This window comes from Gellertiella sp. DMC107 (assembly GCF_056313605.1).
Window position 1 is genome coordinate 309,884 of record NZ_JBQUZZ010000003.1, and the last position, 15,061, is coordinate 324,944.

The window sequence follows — 15,061 nt, forward strand, 5'->3', positions numbered from 1 at the left end:
ATGGCAGAAAACAACAGCCTTCATTTCGTCCGACAGGAGCTCGCGGCACCGCAGAAGCCGCCCTCGCAGGAAATCGGCCCTTGGGCCTGGGCGCGCCGCAATCTGTTCGGCAGTGCGTTCGATTCGATCCTGACGATTATTGCCCTTCTGGCGCTCGTCTGGATCCTTCCGGATCTGCTCAACTGGCTTTTCATCGATGCCATCTGGTCCGGCACGGATCGCACCTTCTGTGCAACCGTAGCGCAGGGCGGTATTCAGCCGGAGGGCTGGAGCGGCGCTTGCTGGGCCTTTGTCGGCGACAAGATCCAGTTCTTCCTCTTCGGTAGCTATCCCGTCGACGAGCGCTGGCGCCCGACGCTGGTCTTCGTGATCTTCGCGCTGACATTGGCGCCTTTGCTGATGCCGAAAATGCCCTACAAGGTGGCGAATGCCCTGGCGGCCCTGATTGTCATGCCGGTGATTTCGTTCTTCCTTCTCCACGGCGGGGTGTTTGGGCTGCCGGTCGTCGAGACGGCGCTCTGGGGCGGCCTGCTTGTGACGCTGATCATCTCCTATGTCGGCATCGCTGTGTCGCTTCCGGTCGGGATTCTGCTGGCTCTCGGCCGACGGTCGCAGATGGGCGTCATCCGCATCCTGTGCGTTGCCTTCATCGAACTCATCCGCGGCGTGCCGCTGATCACGGTTCTGTTCCTGGCCAGCTTCATGCTGCCGCTCTTCCTGCCGCCGGGCACGTCGATCGACAAGTTCCTGCGGGCGGTGATCGGCGTTTCCATGTTCGCTTCCGCCTATATGGCAGAGGTGATCCGCGGTGGCCTGCAGGCCATTCCGAAGGGGCAGTTCGAAGGTGCCGATTCGCTCGGCCTTTCCTACTGGCAGAAGATGGGCCTCATCATCATGCCGCAGGCGATCAAGCTCGTCATACCCGGCATCGTCAACACATTCATCGGCATGTTCAAGGACACGTCGCTCGTCTCGATCATCAGCATGTATGACTTGTTGGGTATTGTGCGGGCGAGCTTTGCCGATGCCACATGGGTCACAGCGGTCACGCCGCTGACCGGCCTGATCTTTGCGGGATTTGTCTTTTGGCTATTTTGCTTTAGCATGTCGCGCTACTCGAACTTCATCGAACGTCATCTCGACACGGGTCATAAACGATAAAAAGGGGGCAACTACCCATGGCGCAAGCACAGACCAAGGAACTCAAAGTTTCGGACACCGAAGTGGCCGTTGACATCATCGGCATGAACAAGTGGTACGGTGAGTTCCACGTTCTTCGCGATATCAACCTTCGCGTGATGAAGGGCGAGCGAATCGTCATTGCCGGTCCCTCCGGATCCGGCAAATCGACGATGATCCGCTGCATCAACCGCCTGGAGGAGCACCAGCAGGGCAAGATCATCGTGGATGGCACCGAGCTGACCAACGATCTGAAGAAGATCGACGAAGTGCGCCGCGAAGTGGGCATGGTGTTCCAGCACTTCAATCTGTTCCCTCACCTGACGATTCTGGAAAACTGCACGCTTGCGCCGATCTGGGTACGCAAGATGCCGAAGAAGCAGGCAGAGGAAGTGGCGATGCACTTCCTGAAGCGGGTCAAGATCCCCGAGCAGGCGCACAAATATCCGGGCCAGCTTTCGGGCGGTCAGCAGCAGCGCGTGGCGATTGCCCGCTCGCTCTGCATGAATCCGAAGATCATGCTGTTCGATGAGCCCACTTCTGCGCTCGACCCCGAAATGATCAAGGAAGTGCTCGACACGATGGTAGGCCTTGCCGAAGAAGGCATGACCATGCTGTGCGTGACCCACGAAATGGGCTTTGCGCGCCAGGTGGCCAACCGTGTGATCTTCATGGACCAGGGCCAGATCGTCGAACAGAATTCTCCTGCAGAATTCTTCGATAATCCCCAGCACGAGCGCACGAAGCTGTTCCTCAGCCAGATCCTGCACTGAGCATAAAGCTCTCCCTATGAGAAAGGCCTCCCGGAACAGTCCGGGAGGCTTTTTTCATGTGCGCTCGCAAGCCCGCAGCGCCATCGGGCGCCGGCAGGCTCAGCTCGAGGCCAGGACCACGATTCGGTCTTCGGGCTCGTAGACCAGCTTTTCCGACTTGGTCGGATTGATCACGACGCCGCCCAGATTGCGGTCGTCCTTCTCGCCAGCGCGTTGGCGGCGATAGCCGATGGCAACCTCGCCACGGGCCCGTGCGGACAGCACAACGGTTGCAAAATCGACCGGCTTTCCGGTCACGATATAGTCTTCCACCGGACGCAGATATATTTCGGAACCATTTTCATCGAGCAGGCTGCCAAAGATCGAGGACATGAACTCGTTCTCCGAAGCCTGGGACAGCATCAAGCTGACAAGCTTGTTGCTGACGACGAAGTCATCGGCCTTTGAAACTTCGGCCAGCTCCCGGTTACGCACGTCGATCATTTCGCTGACCACACTGATATGGCGGCCCGAGTTTTCAGCGATCTTGCGCAGATGCAGAAGGGTCACGAGCGTGCGTGTATCCGCCGCCTGTGCGGCCATGTCGTCATTGTAACCCAGAACCAGCACATGATCGAAGCGGTGAATATCGAGGCCGTTCAGCACGCCGCGATTGGAACTGTCTTCTGTGACGACCTCAACCCTCATCCGGCTTTCCGGAAATTCGGTCGGCATCAGCCGTTCCGCCAGGCCGGGTGTGCTGGCGCAAATCGTCAGATGGGAGCCGGGTTCAACGTAACGGGCCAGCTCACGGACGATCAGCGGTCCGCGACGGTTCCAGCCGAGAATGAGCGTCTGTTCCGGCTTCTTCTCGACCGGCGCCGGCGACGACAGAAGCGAGCGGTTGAACTCGCGCTTGACCTGGGCAAGCTTGATCGCATCGTCGTCTTCGGCGATGATGATGAGCTTCATGCCGTCTTCAATAACGGTTTCCATGGGCGGATTGAGAATAACTTCGCCCGCGAGGGTGACGATGCCGATCAGCGTGGAGCTGTCATACCCCATGATGGCACTGCCAAACGGGCGACCGACCAGTTCTTTCTGCTCGATCGTGTAGATCTCGCAGCCATCGAAATCGAGAAGTTCCGAATAGACGGCGCTGAGGCCCGACTGCCGGCACGACTGGACCATGATCCGGGCAATGAGGTCATCTGCCAGCACGAGCTGAACTTCGTCGCCACCAACGGCATGGCCCAGCTCACGGCTCTCCATGTCGCGCAGTTCGGCCACGATGCGATAGCGCTCCTTGCGGCGGCCTGGATCGTTGGTCAGGGCGAGTACCGATTTGATCACGCAAGAATCAGGGTCCTCGGCGTCGGGCGAGAGCACGATGATGGACCTGGACGTCTGCGGGTTGACGATGCCGAGATCGTAGAGGTCGGTTGGATCCCCGCTCCGGCAAATGATCCTCGTATTCTTCAAGTCGCCGATCTTGTCGGCAATCTCGTCTTCCATTTCCACCTTGTCACGGTTGGACATGATGACGATCCGCGGTTTCTTGCGGCTCTCATTGGCGATCACCAGCTCCGAGATGATATCGAAGATGGAGGATGACCAGTTCAGGATAATGGTGTGATCCTGTTCCAGAACCTTGGAACGGCCCTTCCGCAGAATATCCAGCTTGGCTTCCAGGCCGGAATTCAGAACACCGATAAGGGCCGAGACGATGAAGATGCCGCCGAACGTCACGAAGATCATGGTGAAGCGGAAGCCCCAGCCATTGTCTCCGCCGATGGTTCCGGCGTCCATGGCGCGCATCATGGATTCCCACACGGCTTCGCCAAAGCCCATGGGTCCTGCCCCTTCCGGCGCGATTCCCGCCAAAGCGACGAAGGCTCCAAAGAAAAGGATAATGGCAAGGGAGATGACGCCCAGCCAGCCGATGAGAGCGCCCGTACCGGCGGCCATTGTCTTGTCAAACTCGTAGCGGAGCTTATCCCGCAGCCGAACATTGTTTTTCATGATGCCCCCGCATCCAAATTGCAAGCCGCACGGTCCAGACCGCATGGCGGATGATGTCGTGGCGACTTTATGCCGCGAATAACAATTTGCTGTAAATAATCGCAAAGTCCGATTCGTGGCGACAGTCGATGATTGCGAGGATCATTATTGGGCCGATCCGCGCTCGATGCCGGTATGGCAGCTGCCCTGTTGGTTCTCGCTGGAAACGCAATTTTAGGAGTTGCGGGAACAGGTTATACCGTGTATCTCCGCCCCATCGGCGTCTCGGAGTGTAGCGCAGTCTGGTAGCGCATCTGGTTTGGGACCAGAGGGTCGGGAGTTCGAATCTCTCCACTCCGACCACCGTCGATATCGCCACGCGCATGCGGGGATGTTAGGACGTGAATGCGGGACTAATCCCGCTGCCAAGGGAGCGATGTGAAAGCATGTCTGCCAAGATTTACCGCCCGGCAAAAACCCCAATGCAATCCGGCAAGGCCAAGACGCACCGCTGGATTCTGGAATTCGATCAGGAGAAGCCCCGGAAAATCGATCCGATGATGGGCTATACCAGCAGCGCCGACACCCAGCAGCAGGTGAAACTGAGTTTCGAAACCCAGGAACTGGCCGAGGCGTATGCCCAGCGCAACGGGATCGAATACCGGGTGATCGAACCCAAGGAAGCCACGCGCAAGCAGGTTTCCTACACCGACAATTTCCGCTTCAATCGCCTCCAGCCTTGGACTCACTGAAACAGGACGCATCGGCGCTCCTGGCCATCGAGTTTCCGGACGGCCCCTTAGCTCAGCTGGATAGAGCACCTGCCTTCTAAGCAGGTTGTCGCAGGTTCGAATCCTGCAGGGGTCGCCATTTTTCAGTAAGCCTTTGATTTCATTTCTTTTTTGAGGTGCGGAGAAATTCCGTACGATTGCGGGGTATTGGGATCCTGACCCGCTAGCCTATATTTTCCGGCCTGAAGGCGAGGAGCCGTATCCCATGCCCCCAACCGCCGGCGTTCTCTTTCGCTCCGGCAGTTTCCGTTGCATTCGAGAGGGATTTTGGCCCCTTTCGGAGGGGCTGACGAACGGTTAGCGACCGGACGTGGCCCGTGCGATTTGTTCGGAGCGCAGGCGATCACCCTTCCAGATCTGAAGGCGCCTGACCGTACCGGCGCTGACCTCAAGAACAAATCGTACGGGCTCGACCGAAGGAATGATGGCTTCGGAATAGGGGACAGCGTTTTCGTGGATATGGACCACAGTGCCCGTCTCGTCGAGAAAGATCATGTCGAGCGGAAGAATCGTATTCTTCATCCACATGTAGACGATTCGGCTTTCCCCAAAATCGAACAGCATCCCTTCATTTTCGCCGATCGCGTGCCGTTTCATCAGGCCTTGCTCGCGCTGTTCTGCGGTCAGGGCCAATTCGACATTGAAGGTCTCCGGTGCCCCCGACTTGCGTTCCAGCGTCAGGGGTTCGCGAGCGAAAAATTCCGCCGCCATAACCGCAGCGCCAGTGAGTGACAGAAACAGAAAGAGCCCCGCTAGGGCGCTTCTTCCGATAACGATCATGGCACGGACGGGCGTCAATGGGCCCGGGATACGCCAGTCGGCATATCAGGATGAATTTCGGCGGCCATCAGACCCTTGTCGCCATCGCCAAAGCGAACCAGCACGACCTGCCCCGGACGAAGCTCCGTCAGGCCGAAGCGCCGGAGCGTTTCCATGTGGATGAAGATGTCTTCGGTCCCCTCGCCCCGGGTCAGGAACCCGAAACCCTTGGTGCGGTTGAACCACTTCACGATCGCACGCTCCAGCCCGCTCGTGGGCACCACCTGCACATGGGTTCGCACCGGCGGAAGCTGAGAGGGATGAACCGCCGTAGACTGGTCCATGGAGAGAATACGGAACGCCTGGTATCCGCGCTCCCGCTTGTGGATCAGGGCAACGATGCGCGTTCCCTCAAGAATTGTCTGGTAACCGTCACGGCGAAGGCAGGTGACATGCAGCAGCACGTCCTGCATGCCATTGTCGGGCACGATGAAACCAAAGCCTTTGGCCACGTCGAACCACTTCACGACCCCGGTAATCTCGATCAGCTCAACCGGCTCGCCCTGAAGCTCCTCGAAATATGCAAGCCCTTTCGATGAAACCCTATCCGCCATTTTTCCCGCCAGCCTCTCGATTACGCTTCACATGATTACCGTTAACTGATTCTTGCCCATCAGATTAACATCCGGAGATCGGATGCGCGCAAGACCCAAGGACCATTTACACATACGGATTTTTAACCATTCTGGCTTGCTTGAAGCTTGATGCGGCCTATCTTTGCGCCATCCCTTACCGAAACAGGAAAAATCCATGCGCTATCTCCACACGATGGTCCGAGTGAAAGACGTCGACCAGTCCCTGAATTTCTATTGCAACCTCCTCGGCATGACCGAAGTTCGCCGTATGGACAATGAAAAGGGTCGCTTCACGCTGATCTTCCTCGCTGCTGCGGACGATCTGGGACAGGCCCGCCAAAACCTCGCCCCCTGCGTCGAGCTGACCTACAACTGGGATTCCGAGGATTATCAGGGCGGCCGCAATTTCGGTCATCTGGCCTATGAAGTCGACGATATCTATGCCCTGTGCCAAAAGCTGATGGATAACGGCGTCACCATCAACCGTCCGCCGCGGGACGGTCATATGGCGTTCGTCCGCTCGCCCGACGGCATTTCCATCGAGCTACTCCAGAAGGGGGAAAGCAAGGCGCCGGCCGAGCCCTGGGCCTCGATGCCCAATACCGGCGCCTGGTAAGTCGCCCTCGCCTTGCCCGAAACCGGCTTCGGGCAAGGCTTGCATGTCATGCATGCGCATCGAGGGACATGATGTCGTTCCATGCAGCTTATCCAGTGCTGCATTCGAGGTCAGTCCCACCAGGCCATAGGATGCGACATGCCTCATTTTGCTCCGCTTCGCCGCGTGCGAATGCGACCTGCCGGATTATCCCCGCTCGCGCTGCTTCTTGCGGCGAACCTCACGCTATCCGGCTGCGTCTCGTCAAAGGGCGATCCGGTTTCCGATCTGCTGACGCCCGATAGCGATTCCGTTGCCGCCGCAAAAGATCAGAGCGGTGGCGTCCCGGCGGATCCGGCCAGCCCGACCGCAGAATACGCATCGACCGCAGATGCCCCGGACGCACCGGCAAAGCCTTCGACGGGAGCAACGGAAGCGGCGGGCATGGGCGCAGCCGTGATGCAGGGCACGGGAATCAACGCGAATCGCAACAGCATTTTTGCCCTGGCGAGCCAGAATACTACGCCGGAGGGCGCTTCCGGCGCCGGCGTCACGCCAAGCGGTTTCAATGCCACCAATGCAAGTTTCTTCTCGGCTTCCGGCAAGAACCCGCTCCTTGCATCCACAGCAGGGACGCAATCTGCCTCGGACGATGACATGGAAGCCGACGATGTGCCGCTGATCCTAAGGGGCAAGCTCTATTCCTCCAACGATCTCGGGCCTGATCCGAACGATACGGCGAGTGACATGGTCACCATGGCGGCCCTGCCCAGCATGACTCGCCAATCCCTCACCGGCCTTCTGGTGCAAAATCCCAGTGTCCAGACATCCTGCTTCAAACCGCAGCTCGTAACCATGTTGCGCGAGGCGGAAACGCATTTCGGCAAAAAGATCGTGGTCACATCCGGCTTCCGCGATCCCGAGCACAATCAGCGCGTCGGCGGGGCAAAGCATTCGCAGCACCTGTCGTGCAATGCGGCGGACATACAGATGGTGGGCGTGAGCAAGTGGGACCTGGCGCGCTATTTCCGCAGCCGCGCGGATATCGGCGGGGTCGGCACCTATTGCAGCACCAATTCGATCCATGTGGATATCGGCCCGCGGCGTGACTGGAACTGGAAATGCAGGCCTGATACCGAGCTCTGATGCTCGCGGGTTCAAGCCCGTTGCGGGCACAAGTGCTTGATTGCATTGCGCCACGCGTTTTTCCACAGCGTCGATTTTTTCTCGATTTTTTTCAAAAACCCGCTTGCGGCAAATCAGGTCCCCGCCTATAAGGGCGCCACGGCACGCGCCCTTCGTCTATCGGTTAGGACGGCACCCTTTCACGGTGCAGAGAGGGGTTCGATTCCCCTAGGGCGTGCCACCTCCTCCCCTTACGTCATGTCGATTTCCAGAGGCTGCGCCATTCACGCTAAGTCGTGGAATTGCTTGGCCTATATCGTGTTTCCAGGGCTTGCGGCCCGGCGACGATGCAAGACGATTTTTTTGACATAAAAATGCAATTTCCCGCTTGCGCGCTTCGGCGACCCCGCCTATAAGGGCGCCACGGCACGCGCCCTTCGTCTATCGGTTAGGACGGCACCCTTTCACGGTGCAGAGAGGGGTTCGATTCCCCTAGGGCGTGCCACCCCTTCCCCTCACAATTTACTCCAGGAAATGCCCGCAAGCGGTTTTGTTGCGCAGGTTTTCCCATCCTGCTGACCTCTACAGAGCGGGCGCTTCGGCAGCGCCCGCTTTTTGGTGTCATAGCCGTGCGATCAGGCGGCTTTATCTTCAGCCTGCGCGGCCTGCCGGAAGGATTGCTCGAGATCCCGGATCAAATCTTCCGGATGCTCAAGACCGACGGAGAGACGGATCAGCCCGTCATGAACGCCGGCGGAATCTCGCGCTTCCTTCGGAACGCCCGAATGGGTGGTGGATGCCGGGTGGCAGACCAGTGATTCTGTTCCACCGAGGCTGACGGCCAGCTTGAATAGCTGCAATCCGTTCAAGATACGGAAAGCGAGAGCGCGATCGTCTTCCACCACGAATGAGAAGGTACTGCCCGGCCCCGTGCACTGGGTCTCGTATAGACGACGATTCGCCTCATCGGGTTCGATTTCTGGGTGAAGCACGCGGCAGGGAATCAGCGGATTTTCGTGCAGCCACCGCGCCACGGCCCGCCCGCTCTCTGCTGCACGCTCCATCCGGAGCGAGAGCGTTTCCATGGATCGGGAGAGCATCCAGCAGGAATGCGGATCCAGCTGGAAGCCGAACGCACTGCGGGTCTGGCGGACAGCCTTCATCAGATCCTTTCGCCCGGTCACGCCGCCCGCTACCAGATCCGAATGCCCTCCCACATATTTGGTCAGGGAATAGACGCAGATATCCGCCCCTATCTCCAGGGGACGCTGGAAAACCGGGCCCAGCATGGTGTTGTCGCAGACGATCAACGGGCGGGCGCCCGTGCGCTCGGCCCAGTGGTCGACCACCCGCCTGACCATGCGAATATCCGTCATCGCATTGGTAGGATTAGCGGGTGTCTCCAGATACACCATCTTGACCGGCCCGTGACGGGCCGCCTTTTCCAGCGCGTAAAGGAGGAGGGATTCCGATTGTCCGTCTGTAAAGGGGATCGGCTTGATGCCCCACTGGGTCAACACCTTGCCGAACAAGGTTTCCGTGCCGCCATAGAGGGGCGTATACTGCACCACTGCATCGCCGGGGCGGAGAAAGCTCAAGGCAACCGCGCTGATCGCCGCCATGCCTGACGAGGTGACCAGCGCTGTCTCGGCGCTATCCAGCAGGGCGAGGCGATCCTCTACGATTTCCGTGTTCGGATGGTTGAAGCGGCTGTAAACCAGTCCCCCTGCTCCCATGCCTTCCGGTGCGGGTTTGCGCCCTGCAACCACATCGAAGAAGGCGGCCCCCTCCTCCGCGCTGGAAAAGGCAAAGGTCGAGGTGAGAAAGACCGGTGGTTTGACGGAGCCTTCCGAAAGAGCGGCATCATATCCGTAGGACATCATTTGCGTGCTGGGGTGCAGCGGCTTGCCATCCAGCGTGGTGCGTCGATAGTTTCTGGCCATTTCCTTCTCCCGGTTCGTTGCCAGCCCTGATCTTTCCGCTTTTAGGTCAGTCGGTTCCACGCTAATTCAATGGGGAAATCCGCTCATCATGGAGGAAATCCGCTCATCATGGATCAAATCGACCGAAAAATCCTCCAATGCCTTTATGAAGATGGACGCGCCAGCGTCGAAACGGTGGCCGCCCGGGTCGATCTCTCTCCCACGCCGGTGCGACGACGAATCCGGCAGATGGAAGATACAGGCATCATCCGAGGGTATCGGGCAGACGTGGACCTGACGGAATGCGGGCTGCCTCTCACGCTTCTTGTCTTCGTAAAGCTGCAGAGCCGGGACCGCGCCACCATCGCCCAGTTCGAATCGCGGATACGAAGCCTTAAGGAGGTGCTGACATGCACGCTCATTACCGGCTCGGCGGACTATCTGCTGACGCTCCGGGTGGCCGATATGACAGCCTATAACGACTATCTGCGCGGGGTCCTGGCGGAGTTACCCGGTGTTTTCGGAATCGAGACGAGCGTGGTGATCAGTGAGGTCAAAGCTGCGGCGCACCTTCCCTTCTGAAGGTCAGGGGGCGGGCGCTGCGTCCAGCACGCGCAACTGGACCCGCCTTGTGCCTTGCCAGAAATCGGCACTCAAACTTCCAGCGACATGAATGCTTCGTCCCCGCCCGTTCAGCAGAAATTGTCCGAGGGGCGTTTCGACCGCCCGGAAGGCGATGCCATCCAGACGGTTGCCATCCATGGATTCGACGGTGATTTTCACATGATTAGCGCCCACCATGCGCGCATCTGCCAGCCGATGGGCAGGAAGAGCCAATACAGGCTGAGGATGGCCTGCGCCATAGGGCCCGGCGGACTCAAGCTGATCGATCAGCGTCAGCGTCGCTCCGCTTGCACCCACAGCACCATCTATTTTCAGGGTATGGGAGGCCACCAGACCGGGAACAACCCTTGAGGCCCTTTCCTCGAAGAAATGGCGCAGGCGCCCGAGCTGGGCCCGCTCCACCGTCAGTCCGGCCGCCATGGCATGACCACCACCCTTGACCAACAGGCCTTCCTCGACGGCGGCACGGACCATCTTGCCCATATCGAAACCGGAGATGGATCTGCCGGACCCCGTGCCCTTGCCGTTCGGATCGAAGGCAATGGCAAAGGCGGGACGGCGATAACGCTCCTTCAGACGGGAAGCCAGCAGGCCGGCAATACCGGGATGCCAGTTTTCCCGCGCGGTGACGATGACCGCCGCCCCTTCGCCATCACCATACTCGGCCATGACTTCCGCTTCGGCCTCCTGGAGCATGACAGCCTCCATGGCCTGGCGCTCGCGATTGAGGTCGTCCAGGCGTTCGGCAATTTCGGCAGCGATGTTCGGATCATCGACCGTGAGAAGACGGCTACCCAGCGCCGCATCGCCGATGCGGCCGCCGGCATTGATGCGGGGGCCGATGAGAAAACCGAGATGATAGGTGGTCACCGGGCCGCCGAGGCCCGCCTTGCGAAACAGGGCCGCCAGCCCGGCATTGCCCATGTTTCGAGCCGCGAGCAGGCCCTTGACCACATAGGCACGGTTGAGCCCCTTGAGCGGCACCACATCGCAGACGGTCGCCAGCGCGACAAGATCGAGCCAGGCAAGCAGATCGAGCGTGAAGGCGCGCGTGTCCTTCGTCTCGCGAAGGAGGCGGGCTGTTGCGACCAGAACGAGATAGACCACACCCGCCGCGCAAAGGTGTCCCTGCCCTGACAGGTCGTCATCCCGGTTCGGATTCACGATAGCGACAGCCTGCGGATAGGGTTGGGCGATCTGATGATGATCGATGACGACCACATCGATTCCCCGCGCAGCCGCGGCCGCCAGAGATTCATGGCTCGTCGAGCCGCAATCTACCGTGACGATCAAGTCAGCGCCCTGATCGATCAGCTGATTGATGGCCGCAGGGTTAGGGCCATAGCCTTCGAAGATGCGGTCCGGAATGTAGATGGGGGCCGTGATGCCAAAATGGGCGAGAAAGCGGAACATGAGGGCTGAAGATGCTGCGCCATCCACATCATAGTCGCCGAAAATCGCCACCTTCTCGCGGCGCCGGATCGCGCCAGCCAGCCGTTCAGCGGCCTTCAGGCAATCGGTCAGGGTCGCGGGATCGGGCATCAGTGCACGAATGGTCGGGTCGAGAAAGGCTGGGGCTGCATCGACCGGCACGTCGCGCCCTGCCAGAACCCGGGCGACCACATCAGGCAGTCCATGCAGCTGGCTGATGGCCATGGCCCGATTTAGCCCAGCCTGATCGAGGCGCGAGACCCAGCGCTGACCCGAGACGGAGCTCTCGACGGTCAGGAAGGCGCGGCTGACGGGATCTGCGGGCTGTTCGGGCATGCGTTGCATCACTCTTTTCTCTCGGCAACCGTATATAAGGTGGGCCACGAAGAATGGGAACGCCGAAGAGGCGCAACGCGCCTGCCGTTGCAAAGAAAAAGGCGCGGCTGAAGGGCCGCGCCTCGTTCGGGTCTGTGGTCAGGAAGGATCAGGCGTCCTTCGGTCGCTCGATGCGGATCACCTGCGGCTCGCCGACCAGATAGCCTTCGGTCTTGATCGCATCGATCGCCTTGCGGACGCTGTCTTCCCGCGTTGCATGGGTGACGAGAATAATCGTCTGCGGTTTGCCCGGTTCCGGCTGCTTCGAATGCTGCACGATCGATTCCAGCGAAATACGGTTTTCCGCCATGCGGGTGGCAATCGATGCGAAGACGCCGGTTCGATCTTCGACCGTCAAACGGATGAAATAGCCACCTTCGTGGCTCTGGATCTGAGCGCGCCGATAGGCTTCGAGCGATTTGGCCGGACGACCCAATACCGGAACCAGTTGCGCGCCCGGACGGCTCTTGGCGATGTCGGCGATATCGCCGAGAACCGCAGAAGCCGTTGCATTGCCGCCTGCGCCCGGCCCCACCATCAGCAACTCGCCCAGAATGTCGGACTCGATCGCAACCGCATTGGTTACCCCATCCACCTGGGCGATGACCGATTCCATCGGCACCATGGTGGGATGCACGCGCTGTTCGATACCGGTTTCCGTCCGCTGGGCCACGCCCAGAAGCTTGATGCGGTAGCCGAGTTCGGCGGCAGCGTGGATATCCTCGATGGAAATATTGGTGATGCCCTCAAGATAGATATCGTCGGCAGCGATTTCCGAACCGAAGGCAAGCGTCGTCAGAATGGACAGCTTGTGGGCGGTATCGTTGCCCTCGATGTCGAAAGCGGGATCGGCTTCGGCATAGCCGAGACGCTGGGCTTCCTTGAGGCATGCCTCGAAGGACAACCCCTCCTTTTCCATCTTCGTCAGGATGTAATTGCAGGTGCCGTTCATGATGCCATAGACCCGGGAAACGGTATTCCCGGTCAGAGACTCGCGCAGCGCCTTGATAACGGGAATGCCACCGGCCACCGCCGCCTCATAATTGAGGAGCACACCCTTCTCTTCCGCCAGAGCAGCGAGCTTGACGCCATCGCGCGCCAGCAGGGCCTTGTTGGCTGTCACCACATGCAGACCCCGTGTGAGCGCTGCCCGTACCGCATCGCTGGCCGCGCCCTCGGCTCCGCCCATCAACTCGACAAAGACATCGATATCCGCCGTTTCGGCCATGGCGACCGGATTGTCGAACCACATCATGCCGGACATGTCGAAGCCGCGATCACGCGAACGATCACGTGCGCTGACGGCAACGACATCGATGGAGCGACCGCAGGAAACGGCCAGTTCATTGCGGCGTTGCTGAAGGATCCGGACAAGCGAGGCACCGACCGTGCCGAGACCCGCTATGCCAATTTTAAGGGCATCTGCCATGTGATCTTCCCGATTGTGGCTGCCCTGTGGGGGAAGCCAAGTTGATGCCTGCCCGCAGCATTGGCCGGCGGGCGGGCTTGTAATGCATGCCCCGTCTTAGCGGTGCAGGTTGAGCGAGATGACGTTGTGCATCGTCTCATCTGCCGTGGACAGGAACTTCTTCAGGTTCCGGGCCGCCTGGCGGATGCGATGCTCGTTTTCCACGAGCGCGATGCGGACATAATCGTCCCCCTGCTCACCGAAGCCGATCCCCGGGGCAACTGCGATGTCCGCTTTTTCCACGAGGAGCTTCGAAAAGTCCAGAGAGCCGAGATGGCGAAATTTCTCGGGGATCTTTGCCCAGGCGAACATGGTGGCCGCCGGCGGAGGCACATCGAAGCCCGCCTTTCCGAAGGCATCGACCAGCGTGTCGCGGCGGCGGCGATAAACCGCGCGGACTTCGGCAATATCCGTGCCGTCGCCGTTCAACGCATGGGTGGCAGCAACCTGGATCGGCGTGAAGGCCCCGTAATCCAGATAGGACTTCACGCGGGCAAGAGCGGCAATGAGACGCTCGTTGCCGACGGCAAAGCCCATGCGCCAGCCGGGCATGGAAAAGGTCTTCGACATGGAGGTGAATTCAACCGTGCAATCCATGGCGCCCGGCACTTCCAGCACGGAAGGGGGCGGGTTGCTTTCGTCGAAATAGATTTCCGAATAGGCGAGGTCCGACAGCACGATCAGGTCATGCTTGCGGGCGAAGGCAATGACATCCTTGTAGAAATCCAGCGAGGCGACATGCGCCGTCGGGTTCGAGGGATAGTTGACGATCAGCGCCAGGGGCTTCGGGATCGAGTGGCGAACCGCGCGCTCGAGGGGGCCGAAGAAGCTCTCATCCGGCTCGACCGGCAGCGAGCGGATCACGCCACCAGCCATCAGGAAGCCGAAGGCATGGATGGGATAGGTCGGGTTGGGGCACAGGATAACATCGCCCGGCGCGGTGATCGCCTGGGCCATGTTGGCGAAACCTTCCTTGGACCCGAGTGTGGCAATGACCTGGGTATCGGGATTGAGCTTGACGCCGAAGCGGCGACCATAATAGCCGGCCTGCGCACGGCGCAGACCCGGAATGCCCTTGGAGGAAGAATAGCGGTGGGTACGCGGATCTTTCACCACTTCGCACAGCTTGTCGACGATGGCCTGCGGTGTCGGAAGATCGGGGTTGCCCATGCCGAGGTCAATGATGTCCGCGCCGTTCGCACGGGCGCTGGCCTTCAGCCGGTTTACCTGTTCGAAGACGTAAGGCGGCAGCCTCTTGACCTTGTGGAACTCTTCCATGTGCATGACCCTCTCTTCTGTCGAGCCTGGAAGGCCAAGCTCTCACCGATCCAAAAGGCGACATCCGCAGATCCGGAGGCAGCGAGGAAAAACTGTTTCAAGCCTCGAATATTTCCCAGAAATCAG

At 59.7% G+C, this 15,061-nt stretch carries 13 protein-coding genes and 4 tRNA genes; 10 read left to right on the forward strand and 7 right to left on the reverse strand.

The window, feature by feature from the left end; all coding sequences use genetic code 11:
* Both ACT54B_RS12255 and ACT54B_RS12260 read left to right on the forward strand, forming a co-directional pair.
* Positions 1-1,161, forward strand: coding sequence for an amino acid ABC transporter permease (locus tag ACT54B_RS12255; protein ID WP_476045223.1), 1,161 nt, complete (start codon positions 1-3; stop codon positions 1,159-1,161).
* Between the two features lie 17 nt (positions 1,162-1,178).
* Complete coding sequence (locus ACT54B_RS12260; RefSeq protein WP_476045224.1) at positions 1,179-1,952, forward strand: amino acid ABC transporter ATP-binding protein; 774 nt, start codon at positions 1,179-1,181, stop codon at positions 1,950-1,952.
* Between the two features lie 99 nt (positions 1,953-2,051).
* On the opposite strand, the gene ACT54B_RS12265 is transcribed toward ACT54B_RS12260, so the two are convergent.
* The gene (locus tag ACT54B_RS12265) at positions 2,052-3,953 is read right to left on the reverse strand and encodes a CASTOR/POLLUX-related putative ion channel (RefSeq protein WP_476045225.1); all 1,902 of its coding nucleotides are present in this window, start codon (positions 3,951-3,953) and stop codon (positions 2,052-2,054) included.
* A 265-nt stretch (positions 3,954-4,218) separates the two neighbouring features.
* Here ACT54B_RS12265 and ACT54B_RS12270 point away from each other — a divergent pair.
* The 3 genes from ACT54B_RS12270 to ACT54B_RS12280 all read left to right on the forward strand — a co-directional run bounded on the left by ACT54B_RS12270 (position 4,219) and on the right by ACT54B_RS12280 (position 4,802).
* A tRNA-Pro gene (locus ACT54B_RS12270) sits at positions 4,219-4,295 on the forward strand.
* 83 nt (positions 4,296-4,378) lie between these two features.
* Positions 4,379-4,684: an ETC complex I subunit gene (locus ACT54B_RS12275; protein WP_476045226.1), complete on the forward strand. Its 306-nt coding sequence runs from the start codon at positions 4,379-4,381 to the stop codon at positions 4,682-4,684.
* A 41-nt stretch (positions 4,685-4,725) separates the two neighbouring features.
* Positions 4,726-4,802, forward strand: a tRNA-Arg gene (locus tag ACT54B_RS12280).
* 218 nt (positions 4,803-5,020) lie between these two features.
* Here ACT54B_RS12280 and ACT54B_RS12285 read toward each other — a convergent pair.
* Positions 5,021-5,503, reverse strand: coding sequence for a DUF192 domain-containing protein (locus ACT54B_RS12285; RefSeq protein ID WP_476045227.1), 483 nt, complete (start codon positions 5,501-5,503; stop codon positions 5,021-5,023).
* 14 nt (positions 5,504-5,517) lie between these two features.
* The gene (locus ACT54B_RS12290) at positions 5,518-6,096 is read right to left on the reverse strand and encodes a cold-shock protein (RefSeq protein WP_476045228.1); all 579 of its coding nucleotides are present in this window, start codon (positions 6,094-6,096) and stop codon (positions 5,518-5,520) included.
* A 196-nt stretch (positions 6,097-6,292) separates the two neighbouring features.
* On the opposite strand from ACT54B_RS12290, the gene gloA reads away from it, so the two are divergent.
* The 4 genes from gloA (at position 6,293) to ACT54B_RS12310 (ending at position 8,342) form a co-directional block, all read left to right on the forward strand.
* Entirely contained in the window at positions 6,293-6,733 is a 441-nt protein-coding gene (gene gloA, locus ACT54B_RS12295; protein WP_476045229.1) for a lactoylglutathione lyase, read from the forward strand.
* Positions 6,734-6,871: 138 nt separating this feature from the next.
* Entirely contained in the window at positions 6,872-7,858 is a 987-nt protein-coding gene (locus ACT54B_RS12300) for a YcbK family protein (protein ID WP_476045230.1), read from the forward strand.
* A 145-nt stretch (positions 7,859-8,003) separates the two neighbouring features.
* Positions 8,004-8,078, forward strand: a tRNA-Glu gene (locus ACT54B_RS12305).
* Positions 8,079-8,267: 189 nt separating this feature from the next.
* Positions 8,268-8,342 (forward strand) — tRNA-Glu (locus ACT54B_RS12310).
* Between the two features lie 130 nt (positions 8,343-8,472).
* Here ACT54B_RS12310 and ACT54B_RS12315 read toward each other — a convergent pair.
* A complete protein-coding gene (locus tag ACT54B_RS12315; RefSeq protein ID WP_476045231.1) occupies positions 8,473-9,780 on the reverse strand; it encodes a cystathionine gamma-synthase family protein in 1,308 nt (435 codons plus the stop codon).
* Positions 9,781-9,888: 108 nt separating this feature from the next.
* On the opposite strand from ACT54B_RS12315, the gene ACT54B_RS12320 reads away from it, so the two are divergent.
* Positions 9,889-10,341 (forward strand): Lrp/AsnC family transcriptional regulator, encoded by a 453-nt coding sequence (locus tag ACT54B_RS12320; RefSeq protein WP_476045232.1) that lies wholly within the window; start codon positions 9,889-9,891, stop codon positions 10,339-10,341.
* Positions 10,342-10,344: 3 nt separating this feature from the next.
* On the opposite strand, the gene recJ is transcribed toward ACT54B_RS12320, so the two are convergent.
* The 3 genes from recJ to ACT54B_RS12335 all read right to left on the reverse strand — a co-directional run bounded on the left by recJ (position 10,345) and on the right by ACT54B_RS12335 (position 14,935).
* Positions 10,345-12,150 (reverse strand): single-stranded-DNA-specific exonuclease RecJ, encoded by a 1,806-nt coding sequence (recJ, locus tag ACT54B_RS12325; protein ID WP_476045601.1) that lies wholly within the window; start codon positions 12,148-12,150, stop codon positions 10,345-10,347.
* Between the two features lie 148 nt (positions 12,151-12,298).
* Positions 12,299-13,618 carry a homoserine dehydrogenase gene (locus tag ACT54B_RS12330; RefSeq protein WP_476045233.1) on the reverse strand — a complete coding sequence of 440 codons (1,320 nt, stop codon included), beginning with the start codon at positions 13,616-13,618 and terminating at the stop codon, positions 12,299-12,301.
* Positions 13,619-13,714: 96 nt separating this feature from the next.
* Positions 13,715-14,935 carry an LL-diaminopimelate aminotransferase gene (locus ACT54B_RS12335; protein WP_476045602.1) on the reverse strand — a complete coding sequence of 407 codons (1,221 nt, stop codon included), beginning with the start codon at positions 14,933-14,935 and terminating at the stop codon, positions 13,715-13,717.
* Between the last annotated feature and the right edge of the window lie 126 nt (positions 14,936-15,061).

Excerpts from the sequence above, each read along its gene's own strand:
- ACT54B_RS12255 (WP_476045223.1), top strand. The coding sequence starts at position 1 with ATGGCAGAAAACAACAGCCTTCATTTCGTCCGACAGGAGCTCGCGGCA.
- ACT54B_RS12260 (WP_476045224.1), top strand. The coding sequence starts at position 1,179 with ATGGCGCAAGCACAGACCAAGGAACTCAAAGTTTCGGACACCGAAGTG.
- ACT54B_RS12265 (WP_476045225.1), bottom strand. The coding sequence starts at position 3,953 with ATGAAAAACAATGTTCGGCTGCGGGATAAGCTCCGCTACGAGTTTGAC.
- ACT54B_RS12275 (WP_476045226.1), top strand. The coding sequence starts at position 4,379 with ATGTCTGCCAAGATTTACCGCCCGGCAAAAACCCCAATGCAATCCGGC.
- ACT54B_RS12285 (WP_476045227.1), bottom strand. The coding sequence starts at position 5,503 with ATGATCGTTATCGGAAGAAGCGCCCTAGCGGGGCTCTTTCTGTTTCTG.
- ACT54B_RS12290 (WP_476045228.1), bottom strand. The coding sequence starts at position 6,096 with ATGGCGGATAGGGTTTCATCGAAAGGGCTTGCATATTTCGAGGAGCTT.
- gloA (WP_476045229.1), top strand. The coding sequence starts at position 6,293 with ATGCGCTATCTCCACACGATGGTCCGAGTGAAAGACGTCGACCAGTCC.
- ACT54B_RS12300 (WP_476045230.1), top strand. The coding sequence starts at position 6,872 with ATGCCTCATTTTGCTCCGCTTCGCCGCGTGCGAATGCGACCTGCCGGA.
- ACT54B_RS12315 (WP_476045231.1), bottom strand. The coding sequence starts at position 9,780 with ATGGCCAGAAACTATCGACGCACCACGCTGGATGGCAAGCCGCTGCAC.
- ACT54B_RS12320 (WP_476045232.1), top strand. The coding sequence starts at position 9,889 with ATGGATCAAATCGACCGAAAAATCCTCCAATGCCTTTATGAAGATGGA.
- recJ (WP_476045601.1), bottom strand. The coding sequence starts at position 12,150 with ATGCCCGAACAGCCCGCAGATCCCGTCAGCCGCGCCTTCCTGACCGTC.
- ACT54B_RS12330 (WP_476045233.1), bottom strand. The coding sequence starts at position 13,618 with ATGGCAGATGCCCTTAAAATTGGCATAGCGGGTCTCGGCACGGTCGGT.
- ACT54B_RS12335 (WP_476045602.1), bottom strand. The coding sequence starts at position 14,935 with ATGGAAGAGTTCCACAAGGTCAAGAGGCTGCCGCCTTACGTCTTCGAA.